The following is a 12,055-nucleotide window of genomic DNA, read 5'->3' as shown; positions in this document are numbered from 1 at the left end:
CCGTCAGCCGTTGATCATGATGTGCAGGTTGCCAAGACGATCCACCTGCACGCGGTTGCCGGGGTGTACCACCACGGTTGTGCCTGCGTCCTCGACAATGGCCGGACCGAAAAATGTCATCAATGGTTCAAGCAGGGCGTAGTCATAGAGGCTTGCCTCATGAATACCTTCCTGGGCGTAGTCGACGCGTCGCCGGCCCTTGCAGGCATCACCGATCAGGCGCCCGGTGACGGGCAGCGCCTGGGGCGCCAATTTGCCGACTTGAGCGATGGCCACCAGGTGAAAGCCGATGATTTCCACCGGGGCTTGTAGGGCATAGGTGTAGTGCTGCTCATAGAGCGTGTGAAAGCGTTGTTCGATCACGGCCCAGTCGGTGTCGATGCGTTCGTGCGGGTCGAGCGGTACTTCGACCGCGTGCTCCTGGTTTTGATAGCGCAACTTGCAATGCATCTGGATTTCGACGTGCTGAGGGGGGATGGCTTGCGCGACGAACTGTTCGCGGGCGGCCCCCGACAACTCTTCGAGAAACAATTGAGCCTGCTGGCGTTCGCCGTGGTGGGCGGTCTGCACAAAGCGGTTGATAAACAGGTCGCGTCGCAAGTCCGAGAGGGTCATGCCCCAAGCCGAGAACACCGAAGCATTGCGGGGGACGATGACCTTTCGCACACCCAACTCTTGCGCGAGTGCAACGGCATGCATGGCGCCACCGCCGCCGAATGCCATCAATGTCAGCTCACGCGGGTCATGCCCGCGGCTTAAAGACACCAGCTTCAACGCATTGACCATGTTGTCGTTGGCCAAGCGCACGACGCCGCGTGCGATCTCATCCGGCGGCAAGTGCAGGCGTTGGCCAAGGGCGTCCAGTTCACGCACAACGGCAGGCAGGTCGGCCACCACGTTGCCGCCACAAAAGTAATCCGGGTTGATGCGCCCGAGCATCAGGTTGGCATCGGTGGTGGTGATCTGTGTGCCGCCGTTGCCGTAGGCGGCAGGCCCCGGCACGGCGCCGGCGGAATGCGGGCCAACATGCAGTTTGTCGAAGTCGTCCACCCAGGCGACCGAACCGCCGCCGTTGCCGATTTCCACCAGGTCCACTACGGGTACCATGATCGGGTAACCCGCGTTGATCCGGTTACGTTCAATCCAGTAGTCGGTTTTGATCGACACTTGGCCGTTGCGAATCAGTGCACATTTGGCTGTGGTACCACCAATGTCGAGGCCCAGCACGTTCGGTTCCTCAATCAGCCGTCCCAACTCGGCAGCCGCCCAAAAGCCACTGGCTGGCCCCGATTCGACCATGGTGATCGGCGTTTCCCGCGCATGCTCCACACTGTCGATGCCACAGTTCGACTGCATGATGTACAACGGGGCCTTGTAGCCGCTGTCGCGCAAACCGCTGGCCAACTCGTCAAGATAGCGTGCGGCGATGGGCTGGACATAGGCGGACAGCACGGTCGTGCTGGAGCGCTCATACTCACGCCATTCCCGGGTGATCTGATGGGACGCGACGACGGACACGTCTGGCCAGAGCCTGCGCACTTCATTCAGTACGGCCTGTTCATGGGCCGGATTGGCATAGGCGTGCAGCAGGCAAATCGCAATCGCCTGTACGTCGTCGGCGCGGAACGCTTCAATGATTGCGGCGACTTGCGCCAGTTCAAGCGGTTGCCGCTCCTGACCATTGGTATGCAAGCGTCCGGTTATTTCACGACGCAAATAGCGCGGTACGAAGGGGGCTGGCTTTACCCATTTCAGGTTGAAGTAATCCGGGCGATTGGCACGGGCGATCTCCAGCACATCGCGAAAGCCGTGGGTGGTTATTAATCCTGTCTTGACGCCCCGGCGTTCGGTCAGGGCATTAATCACCACGGTGGTGCCGTGCGCCAGGAAGTCTACGGCCGCCAAATCCACGTCAGCCTTGCGGATGACATTGAGCACGCCTAGAGCGAAGTTCGGTGGCGTGGTGTCGACTTTGGCCGTACGAATCGTTTGTTCGCCGGTGGCCGGGTTGTTTTCGAAATACACGAGGTCGGTAAAAGTACCGCCGACGTCGGTGGCCACACGCACTGTTTTGCCGTCCATACCCACAGGGCATCTCCTGCTGTACTTACGTTGTGAGGGGCGCCAGGCGAGAGCCTTTCGCTGGTGTTGAGGCATGCTAGGGCGCGCTGCGCGGCGCAGGCTATGAGCAGGGCGGGTAGGTGACGAGGTTTTGGGCGCATCGACTACCCGCCTGGGTAGGTTGGTGGATCAATGAGGCGCGTCAAGCAGCCCAAGACGCAACGCTGCAGCCATGGCGGCGGTGCGGCTGTCGACACACAGCTTGGTAAACACATGCTTGAGATGGAACTTCACGGTGTTTTCAGAAATATCCATCGCCAGGGCTATGGCTTTGTTCGATTGGCCTTGGGCAAGCAAGGTGAGAATCTGTGTTTCCTTGGCGCTGAAGGACATGCGCGAACGCACCGGGTGGGCGCGCCACCCGCGCAGGCGCGTGATGATCGCGTGCTGGTTGTGGGCGGTATTGGTACAGGCTTCCAGCGCCGTCAGTATGCAAGGCCCTGCTTCCAGCAGCAGGCCGGGCAGTGCCAGGGCGGGTATCGAGGCCAGGATCGCGTTTTGCTCGGGTGGACGGCCCTTGCCCTGGGCGGCCAGTGCGAGCAGTTGCAGGCGCCAGGCGGGCAACTGCAAGCCGCGTTCTTGCAGGCGTTGCGCGCCGCGCTGCAGGTGATTGAGTGCGTCAGCCGATGCCCCCGTCGCGAACTGTAACCTGGCCAGTGCCAACGTTGCGGCCTCATGGTTGCGCCAGTCATCAGGGCTCCTTGCCGCGCGTTCCAGGTGATTGGCCAGCGCCTCCTGCCGCGCTTGCGTCAACGCGCCGCCTTGCACCAGAAGGTCGACTCGCCAGGCGTTAACCAGCCGCGTCAACCGCGGCCAGTTGCGCGCAGTGGCGAGTTCGGCCACCTGCGCAAGTTCGAGTAACGCCGGTTGCAGTCCAAGATTGCGCAGCGAAGTGCGCCAGGCGACCTCCGCGGTGACGGCCGTGATATCCAGCCAGGCGTCGGTCTGTTTGAGCGAGGCCCAACCGTCGCGAACCCAGGGTGTGGATTCGGCCCAGGCACCTTGCCAATACAGATGCTGCGCCTTGAGGCAGCCCGCCACTGCTCTGACAGAGCTCTCGCTGCCGAACTGGCTGTCGGCGATAGCCACCGCGATGTCGACGACCTGTGCAGACCCGGAGATATCGCCTGTCAAGGCGAGGACTTGGGCCTCGTGGATGCGACAGTAACTCTCACCGCGTGAGCTGCCGACCACACGCATCTTGAGGTGCGCCGAGCGAATCACTTGCAGGGACAGCAACAGTTGACCCTGCTTGAGGGTCTGCAAGGCACGCGCGCATTCCAGGGTACCGGCGGTGAGCATAGTGTCGCCTGGAGCGCTTTCGCAGCTTGGCAAATCGAATCGATCGATATAGCCATCGGCCAGCGTGCGTACCACATGAAAGTCTCGCGCAAGCCGTCGATCTGCCTGGACCCGGTCGCGGATCAAATCGAGCAATTGATTGGCGAGGGCGTGTTCGCCGAGCTTGGCGTGCAAGTACGCCTGGAGCAGCAACAGGTCCGGTTCGGTGCGCAGCGTCTTTTCATCGAATTGCTGACGCAGGCTTTCTGCGTAACGAATGCCGTTGTGCAGCACCACCTCCCATCCGCCGGCCTGCACCAGCAGGTCAACCGCGAGACGGGTGTTACGTGCACGCAACGCATAGCGTATGGCCTGTACCCAGTCCTTTTCTTCAGCCAGCCATTGGGCGGCGGCGTTATAAATATTACGTGCTGCGCCCGCATCGATACGTTGATTGAGGAAGTCCTGGAGTAATCGGTGATGACGAAACCACTGGCGACCGGCATCCAAGGGGACGAGCAGGGCGTCCAGGTGTGTCAACTGCGCCAGCAACTGCGCACTGTCGCTGCGGCCACGTACCGCGTCGGCGAGTTCGGCGTTGAAGCGCTCGAGCAACGCCATGTCCCGCAGAAAATCCTGGCACTGCGGTGACAGGCGCTGTACCACCTGCCCCGTGAAATACTCGGCCATGTCGGTGACACGCCCCGAAAAAGCATGCAGGCCATACAACGATGCATCACCACTGCTGCGCCACAATTTGGCCAATTGCACGGCCATCGCCCAACCTTCGGTTCTCTCGTGCAAGTCGTGCAGTTCGGCGGCCGGTATATCGGCGCCCAGTATGGCTGCGGTTTCCGAGGGCGTGAGCGTCAACGCGTGGGCGGATACTTCGTGCACCCAGCCGTTGGCTTTCCACTTCGCCAGCGGCCAGCCGGGCCTCTGGCGTGCGGACACAACCCATTCGAGCCACGGCGAAGCCTGTTCCAGCAAGGCCTGCACGATGGCGTCGAGTTGAGGGTTTGCCACCGCGTGATAATCGTCCAGGAACAACGTGACCTTTCGGTCTGAACGCGCCAGTGCGTGGAGCAACGCCGTTATCGTGCGCTGCGGTTGGGCTTCCAGCGCCTGTGCATGGGCCAGGCCTGTAAGGTGGCCCAGATCGAGGCCTGCGTGGTCCAGCGTCAGGATCAGATAGGCGAGGAAACGATTAGGGTCGCAGTCCGCCTCATCCAATGACAGCCAAGCGACGGTCGAAGGTGTTGACGCTGACAGCAGGACTTGTCGCCACTGCATCAACAGCGTGGTTTTGCCAAACCCGGCAGGCGCTATCACCAACACCAGAGGGCCGACGATTCGCGCGAGAAAAGAAGCGATCAAGGCCTGGCGAGGCAAGGAGGTCAGCAATGTAAAAGGAGGTGTCAGCTTGCCAACCCAGCACCAGTTGGATGAAGCAGGTGAAGACTTATTTTTCAAGACAGCGGTCTCGTACACAATGAATGCGTAGGTTTTATCAGCTACTTTTTGGGTTGGGGCCGTCAGAATCGTCACCTGATGTTTAGTCAGCCATCTGGGTGGGGGGACATGCCGCCGGCGCAGAGCGCGATCGGCCCGGCGCTTTCGCGCGGCGCCCGTGTGCTGGCGGGATGTCTGCAACTGGCAAGCATCCTGGGAGGTCGTTCCTACAGACCGCGCAGGACTTATCTGATTCTTTGCAAAGGCCGCGCTCAACCCCCGGAGGAGGCGGTCAGTCGAGTGGTATAACCGGGTGCCTGGATCAGCGCTCCTGGAAGCCGCGTTCTGGTGTTTTCAGCACACCGAGTGCTTTGCGGATGCCGTGCTCGCGGCCGCGAACCTGGGGGATGATGCAGATACCACGGCGGCCATCGTCGGCCAGTTGGCGGGCGCTTATTATGGCGTTCAAGGTATCCCGGCGGGCTGGCTGGAAAAGCTGTGGATGCGCGATGAGATTCAAGCGACGGCCGATGCTCTATTGGGCGCATCCCAAGCCCGTGACTAAAACGCCTCACGCAGCAGGTTGGCCTGGAAGCGATCCAACCGGAAGCACTCAAGCGCTGGCAGGCCCGATAGCGATGGCGTTGCGGCTGCCAGCTGCACGACGACTTCCGCGGTCACTGCGGCCTGCGTCAAGCCCAAATGCTGGTGCCCGAACGCAAGCAGCACCTTGCCATTGCACACCCGATCAATGATCGGCAGCGAGTCAGGCAGCGATGGCCGAAACCCCATCCACGGTGTGGCGCCTTGCACGTTCAGGTCGTGGCGAAACAAACCCTGGCTCAGCCGGTGCAACTGCCATGCGCGTTGCATATTTGCCGGGCGATCGAGCCCGGCGAATTCGACGGTGCCTGCCAGGCGCAAGCCGGTGGCCATGGGCGTCATGATGAACTTGCGTTCGAACGAGGTGACGGCAAAGGGCAGGCGGTGCGGCTCAAACGGCAACATCAGGTGGTAGCCGCGCTCGGTGTCCAGCGGGACTTTTTTGCCGGTCAGTGCCGCAGTCAGTTTCGCCGAGTGCGCGCCGCAGGCGATCAGTACCTGGCGTGCAGTGAACGTGCCCTGTTCGGTCAGCAGTGACACACCCTCTGGCGCCAGCCGCCCATCCACCACGTGCTGCTTGATAAATTGCACGCCGTGGGCCTTGGCGGCGTTCACCAGTTCGCACACCACCGTGTACGGGTCAACAAAATGCCCGGTCGCCGGGAAAAACAAGCCGCCTTGGATCTCGTCGCTTAACTGCGGCGCCGCCGCGCGCACAGCCGAACCCGACCAGTCAGCCACCGGCACGTTTTGCTGCTGCATGCGCTGGCGCAGCGCATCGAGCGCCTCACGGGAGGCGGCGCGCTCAAACACCAGTAACGAGCCGTCCTGGCGCAACAGGTGGGCCCGGTCGATGCTGTGCAGCAACCGTTGCCACGCGCCCAGGCTGGCCTCATTCAGCGCGCGAATGCCCGCGACCGTGCGCCGATAGTTCGCCGGGCGCAGGTTCAGCAACAGGCGCACAAACCAGGGCAGGGCACGGGGCAGGTATTTCCAGTCCAGGCGCAATGGGCCCATGGGGTCCATCAGCATGGCGGGCAGGCGTTTGAGAATCGACACGTCGGCAATCGGAAAGACCTGCTCGGTGGCCAGGTGCCCGGCGTTGCCGTAGGAGGCGCCCATGCCCGGGTCCTGTGGGTCGATGACCACCACTCGGCGGCCTTGACGCGCCAATTGCAGGGCGCACGCGACGCCAATGATGCCGGCGCCGATGACCGCGATATCTGCTGAGTTGGAGTCAGGCATTGCCTAAGCCTCTCTCTGGCCATTGAGCAACCGCCGCAACAACAGCGGGTTGCCGTGTTGCAGCGCGCTCGGCAGCAAACTGTCCGGGACATCCTGGTAGCACACCGGGCGCAGGAACCGCAGGATCGCCGCCGTGCCGACCGAGGTGCTGCGTGAGTCGGATGTGGCAGGGAAGGGGCCACCGTGGACGATGGCGTCGCAGACCTCCACGCCCGTCGGCCAGCCGTTGACCAGCAGGCGACCGGCCTTGCGTTCCAGTATGGGGAGCAAGGCTTTGGCGCGTATCAGGTCATCCTCATCCAAGTGCAACGTGGCGGTCAGTTGGCCTTCCAGGTGTTCGCAAACCTGGCGGACTTGCGCATCGTCGGCGCACACCACCACCAGGGAGGCCGCGCCGAACACCTCCGCTTGCAGCGGCGCATGGGTTAAAAACGCGTCGGCGCCGGTGATGAACACCTGTGCCTGGCCTTGGTTAGGGCCTTCGGCCGCCAAGCCTTTTGCGACGACCTGAGCGTGTTCTGCGAGTGCGCGCACACCGGCTGTGTAGGCATTGAAAATGCCGGGTGTGAGCATGGTCTGCGCCGCGCAGCCCGGGAGCCGTTCGCTCACGGTGGCGACGAAGCGATCAAGGGCCGCGCCGGCGATCGCGATCACCAGCCCCGGGTTCGTACAGAACTGCCCGGCGCCTTGGGTCAACGAAGCCACAAAGCCCTCGGCCAGGCGTTGCGCGCGCGCCTCCAGGGCGGCAGGAAACAGGTACACCGGGTTGATCGAACTCATTTCCGCATACACCGGAATCGGCTCCGGCCGCGCCTGTGCCGCCTGGGTCAGCGCGATACCGCCGCTGCGCGAACCGGTAAAGCCGACGGCCTTGATACGCGGCTCGGTGACCAATGCAATGCCCACCTCGCGACCCGAACCGTACAGCAGCGAAAACACACCCTGCGGCAACCCACAGTCTTTAACCGCCTTGGCCACTGCGCGGCCGACCAGCTCACTGGTGCCGGGATGCGCGCCGTGGGCCTTGACGATCACCGGGCAACCGGCTGCGAATGCTGACGCGGTATCACCGCCCGCCACCGAGAACGCCAACGGGAAATTACTTGCGCCAAACACGGCCACGGGCCCCAGCGCGATCTGCCGTTGACGCAGGTCCGCACGCGGCAGCGGCTGCCGTTGCGGCTGCGCCGTGTCCACGCGCACATCCAGCCATTCACCGGCGCGCACAGTGCGGGCAAAGGTTCGCAACTGCCCGCACGTCCGGCCGCGTTCGCCTTGAATGCGTGGGCGCGGCAGGCCGGTTTCGGCCACGGCGCGTTCGATCAACGCATCGCCGAGGGCTTCAATGTTGTCCGCAATCGCTTCAAGAAACGCGGCGCGCTCCGCCAGTGAGGTTTCTCGGTAGCTGTCGAAAGCGGCCCACGCCAGCGCGCACGCCTGCTCAACGTGCTCGCCATGGCCGCCGGCGTAGGCCGGTTCCATTGGCGTGCCGGTCGCAGGGTTGATGGCCCGGATCGCTTCGCGATTGCCGGAAACTGCGCGCTGACCGATCAGCATCTTGCCCGTCAGAGTCATGGGGTCGTCCTGGTAAAAAAGGGTTGGCCGCTGTGCGCACCACAGCGGCGCGAAGCGATCAGTCGAGGTTCTGTTCGGCCGACCAGTTGCTGTACCACTGACGGAACAGCGCGTACTGGTTCTCGGCGTAATGCCGCTGGGCGTCGCTGAGTATGTCGGTTTGGTTGAAGTGCAGGGCGTAGCCCTGGTCGCCGTTGAGCACCATCAAGTGCTTGTAATACAGCACCAGATCGCAGCCTTCATCGAAGGACGACAGCACGGCCAGCGCGGCTTCCAGTTCACGCGCCAGGCGTCGGGCCTTGGCGTCGCCTTTGGCCGCCTGCTTGCTCAGGGCGACCAGTTGCAGCACTTCCCGAGGCAGGGCGTTGCCGATGCCGGTAATCGCGCCGGTGGCGTTGCAGTTGACGAAACCGTGTACCACTTGGGTGTCGACACCGACCATCAGGGTCACGTTAGCGTCCTGGGAGGTGATGTTTTCCGCCGCGTAGCGCAGGTCGGCACCGCCGCCGAATTCCTTGAAGCCGATCAGGTTCGGGTGTTCGCGGCGCAGTTCGAAGAACAGCTCAGCGCGGGTGGCGAAGCCGTAGTATGGGCTGTTGTAGATCACCGCCGGCAGGTTGGGCGCGGCCTTGAGGATGGCCGAGAAGTGCGCTTTTTGCGCCGTTGCAGACGCACCACGGGACAACACGCGCGGGATCACCATCAAACCATGGGCACCGACGTGGGCTGCATGGGCTGCGTGGGCCACCGCCTCACGGCTGTTCACCGCGCCGGTGCCGACGATGGTCGGCACACCGGCGGCGACCAGGCGGGCCACACCTTCCTGGCGCTCGGCCTCGGTCAGCAACGGCCAGTCCCCCATGGAACCGCAATACACCACGGCGCTCATGCCGATATCGACCAGCTCGCGGCCTTTGGCGACCAGCGCGTCGAAGTCCGGCTTGCGCTCGGCAGTGCACGGGGTCATCAGCGCGGGGATGCAGCCGGTAAAGATGTTGTCGCTCATTGTGCTAACTCCTTGGACTATAGATCGGGGGCTCAGATGCCCCAGGCGAAAGGGTCGTGTTCGTCGATCAGCAGGGTGCTGTCGGCGGTCATGTACGCGCGGCCGGTGATGAAGGGGCGAATGCGCTCGCCCTCCCATTCATAACGGGCTTCGAATTGGCTGCCGGTGATGCTGGCTTGTACCCACGGCGCGCCGGGGGCGAGTTTTCCATCGGCGGCCAGGCACGCCAGTTTGGCGCTGGTGCCGGTGCCGCATGGCGAACGGTCGTAGGCCTTGCCGGGGCACATCACAAAGTTGCGGCTGTCGGCATGGGCGTCGTCGGCGAACAGTTCGATATGGTCGATCAGCGCGCCGTCTGCACCGTGAATGCCTTGGTGCTCCAGGGCCTTGAGCATCGCCCAGGTGTAGTCGGTGAGGGCGTCGACATTGTCCATTTGCAGGGTTTGGCCATGCTCCGAGACCAGGAAAAACCAGTTGCCGCCCCAGGCGATATCGCCATACACCCGCCCATGGCCAGGCACGTCCACCGGCACCTGCTGGCGATAGCGGTAGGCGGGCACATTGCGCAGGGTCACGGCGCCGTCTTCGTGCAAGGTGGCGGCGACGGGACCCACCGGCGTGTCGATGGTGTGCACCCCAGGCGCGATGTGCCCCAGGTGGTGCAGGGAGGCGACCAGGCCGAGGGTGCCGTGGCCGCACATGCCGAGGTAACCGGCGTTATTGAAAAAGATCACCCCGCATGTAGCCCCCGGCGTGATGGGCTCGCAGTACAGTGCGCCGACCAGTACGTCATTGCCGCGCGGTTCCAGCAGGCAGGCGCGTCGCCATTGATCGTGCGCGCTGCGCAGGTGGTCGAGCTTGGCGGCGATGGTGGTGCCCGTGAGCTGAGGAAAACCGGTCATGACCAGGCGTGTGGGTTCGCCGCCGGTGTGGGAGTCGATAACGTGCAACCGTTTCATAAAACGCTCCAATCAGTGGGTGGCCGGGGACAATGAGGCGTGGTGACGAAGGTCGCTGACGGCTTCGCTTTCGTCATCTTCGTGTTCCAGGCGCACGAGGTGCGCAGGCACGCCGGTGGCGGCGCCCCAGTAATAGATACCCAGGGCACAGACCGCGACCACCAGCGTGTCAAACGGGTGGCTGATCGCCCCGATACCGCCGAAGCTGCCGAGTTTGGACAGCAGGATGGTCACCGCGTAGAAGCCGATCAGCCACGCCGAGGCGCGCACTTGTTGCTTGAGGTTCAGGTGCGCAGTCGGCACCCAGCGCGCGCACAGCAGGTACACCCCAAACATGAGGATTTGCAGGCCGAGCAGCCACGACACGGTGCTCCAGCCGGACCAGTACACGATCAACGCGGCGATGATGAACGACAGCGGCCCCAGTACCGCCATGCCCTTGACCCGGAACGGCCGCGCCATACCCGGTGCATTGCGGCGCAACGCAGCGACGGTGACCGGGGCGACGGCGTAACTGAGGATCAGCGCTGCGGACACCACATTGATCAGCGCTTCCCAGGACGGGAACGGCAGGGTCCAGAACACCGACAGGCCAAAGGTCAGCCACAACGCTGGGCGCGGGATGCCGGATTTTTCGTCGATACGCGTGAAGAGCTTGAAGAACGTGCCGGTCTGCGCCCAGCCGTACACCACACGCGGGGTGGCGTTCATGTAGATATTGCCGCAGCCGCTGGGGGAGATCACAGCATCGGCCACCACCAGATAGGCCAACCAACCCACGCCCAGAGCCAGCGCAATATCGCGATAGGGCAGCGCCAGCTCCTTGCTGATCCCGGCCCAACCGTCGGCGAGCATCGCGGTTGGCACGCCCCCAAGGAACGCGGTTTGCAGCAGCACATAAATGGCCGTCGACAGCAGCACCGACAGAATCAGCGCAATCGGAATGGTGCGTTGCGGGTTTTTCACTTCACTGGCCACCGAGATGATCGGCGTCAGGCCCAGGTAGGCAAAAATCACACCGCCGGCCGATACCGCCATTTCAATGCCCGACAAGCCGAATGGCGCAAAACCCTGGACCTGAAAGTTCGCCGGTTTGAAGAAGGTGAAGAGCACGCCGATCACCAGCAGCGGCACGATGAACTTGAATACGCTCACCAGGTTATTGGCGATGGCGAAGGTCTTTACGCTGCGGTAGTTGAGGATAAAAAACAGGCACAGCAGGGCGAACTGCAGCAGCCAGCCGAGGGGGGGCGGGTCGTTGGAGCCGACCTTGGTCAGTTCGGGAAACCAGGCCGCTGCGTATTGGCGCGAGGCGACCACTTCAATCGCCACCAGGCTTGAGAACGCGATCAGCGTGATAAAGCCCATCAGGTAGCCCAGCAGTGGGCCATGGGAGTAAACCGGGTAACGCACCACGCCACCGGCACGCGGCAGGGCGGCGCCGAGTTCGCAGTACACAATACCCAAGAGCAGCACGGCGAAACCGCCGATCAGCCAGGAAATAATCCCGGCAGGCCCGGCGATCGCGGACACGTGGCTGGCCGCGAACAACCAGCCCGAACCGAAGATGGCGCCCAGCCCGATAAAGGTGAGGTCCATCAGTGAAAGTTGTTTCTTGAACTTGCCTTGAGCAGACATGGCGGCGCCTTCTTGTGAGTTATTGGATAGGCATGCAGTGGCGCTATCGTGAACCCACGAACGCGGCGGCGATTGATGTTTTGCATGGCGATGGATGACGAATTCAGCACACTTTGCGGTGCTCGACAGTGCCGCGCAGATGGCGCAATCTGCCTGGCGTCGACGAATGAATGAG

At 63.0% G+C, this 12,055-nt stretch carries 7 protein-coding genes and 1 pseudogene; 1 reads left to right on the top strand and 7 read right to left on the bottom strand.

The genetic code is table 11. The annotated features are described in order from the left end of the window. Positions 1–3: 3 nt before the first annotated feature. Positions 4–2,082, bottom strand: a complete 2,079-nt coding sequence (locus A7D21_RS13350) for a hydantoinase/oxoprolinase family protein (protein ID WP_069551907.1) — start codon at positions 2,080–2,082, stop codon at positions 4–6. A gap of 168 nt (positions 2,083–2,250) precedes the next feature. Then, the gene (locus A7D21_RS13345; protein ID WP_256556162.1) at positions 2,251–4,779 is read right to left on the bottom strand and encodes a LuxR C-terminal-related transcriptional regulator; all 2,529 of its coding nucleotides are present in this window, start codon (positions 4,777–4,779) and stop codon (positions 2,251–2,253) included. Positions 4,780–5,164: 385 nt separating this feature from the next. Here A7D21_RS13345 and A7D21_RS13340 point away from each other — a divergent pair. Further along, positions 5,165–5,419: pseudogene (locus A7D21_RS13340) on the top strand (ADP-ribosylglycohydrolase family protein); the annotation flags it as partial. Here the strand turns inward: A7D21_RS13340 and A7D21_RS13335 are convergent. The 5 genes from A7D21_RS13335 to A7D21_RS13315 are packed head-to-tail and all read right to left on the bottom strand — an operon-like array spanning position 5,416 to position 11,880. Continuing rightward, positions 5,416–6,702 (bottom strand): FAD-binding oxidoreductase, encoded by a 1,287-nt coding sequence (locus A7D21_RS13335; RefSeq protein ID WP_069551905.1) that lies wholly within the window; start codon positions 6,700–6,702, stop codon positions 5,416–5,418. The pseudogene A7D21_RS13340 and the gene A7D21_RS13335 overlap by 4 nt on opposite strands. Before the next feature lie 3 nt (positions 6,703–6,705). Further along, complete coding sequence (locus A7D21_RS13330; RefSeq protein WP_069551904.1) at positions 6,706–8,277, bottom strand: aldehyde dehydrogenase (NADP(+)); 1,572 nt, start codon at positions 8,275–8,277, stop codon at positions 6,706–6,708. A 58-nt stretch (positions 8,278–8,335) separates the two neighbouring features. After that, the gene (locus A7D21_RS13325; RefSeq protein ID WP_053255915.1) at positions 8,336–9,283 is read right to left on the bottom strand and encodes a dihydrodipicolinate synthase family protein; all 948 of its coding nucleotides are present in this window, start codon (positions 9,281–9,283) and stop codon (positions 8,336–8,338) included. Between the two features lie 32 nt (positions 9,284–9,315). Next, positions 9,316–10,242, bottom strand: coding sequence for a 4-hydroxyproline epimerase (locus tag A7D21_RS13320; RefSeq protein WP_069551903.1), 927 nt, complete (start codon positions 10,240–10,242; stop codon positions 9,316–9,318). Between the two features lie 12 nt (positions 10,243–10,254). Next, on the bottom strand, positions 10,255–11,880 hold the full coding sequence (locus A7D21_RS13315) for an APC family permease (RefSeq protein WP_069551902.1): 1,626 nt from the start codon (positions 11,878–11,880) through the stop codon (positions 10,255–10,257). Positions 11,881–12,055 lie beyond the last annotated feature (175 nt).

It is taken from the genome of Pseudomonas sp. AP19, assembly GCF_001728855.1.
In the GTDB taxonomy this organism is placed as follows: Bacteria; Pseudomonadota; Gammaproteobacteria; order Pseudomonadales; family Pseudomonadaceae; genus Aquipseudomonas; species Aquipseudomonas fluorescens.
Note: the sequence above shows the minus strand (reverse complement) of the source record. Positions and strands in the feature narration are given on the sequence as shown.

Bases quoted from the DNA above. Each gene is read 5' to 3' on its own strand.
- A7D21_RS13330 (WP_069551904.1), bottom strand. From the start codon at position 8,277: ATGACTCTGACGGGCAAGATGCTGATCGGTCAGCGCGCAGTTTCCGGC.
- A7D21_RS13325 (WP_053255915.1), bottom strand. From the start codon at position 9,283: ATGAGCGACAACATCTTTACCGGCTGCATCCCCGCGCTGATGACCCCG.
- A7D21_RS13335 (WP_069551905.1), bottom strand. From the start codon at position 6,702: ATGCCTGACTCCAACTCAGCAGATATCGCGGTCATCGGCGCCGGCATC.
- A7D21_RS13320 (WP_069551903.1), bottom strand. From the start codon at position 10,242: ATGAAACGGTTGCACGTTATCGACTCCCACACCGGCGGCGAACCCACA.
- A7D21_RS13315 (WP_069551902.1), bottom strand. From the start codon at position 11,880: ATGTCTGCTCAAGGCAAGTTCAAGAAACAACTTTCACTGATGGACCTC.
- A7D21_RS13350 (WP_069551907.1), bottom strand. From the start codon at position 2,082: ATGGACGGCAAAACAGTGCGTGTGGCCACCGACGTCGGCGGTACTTTT.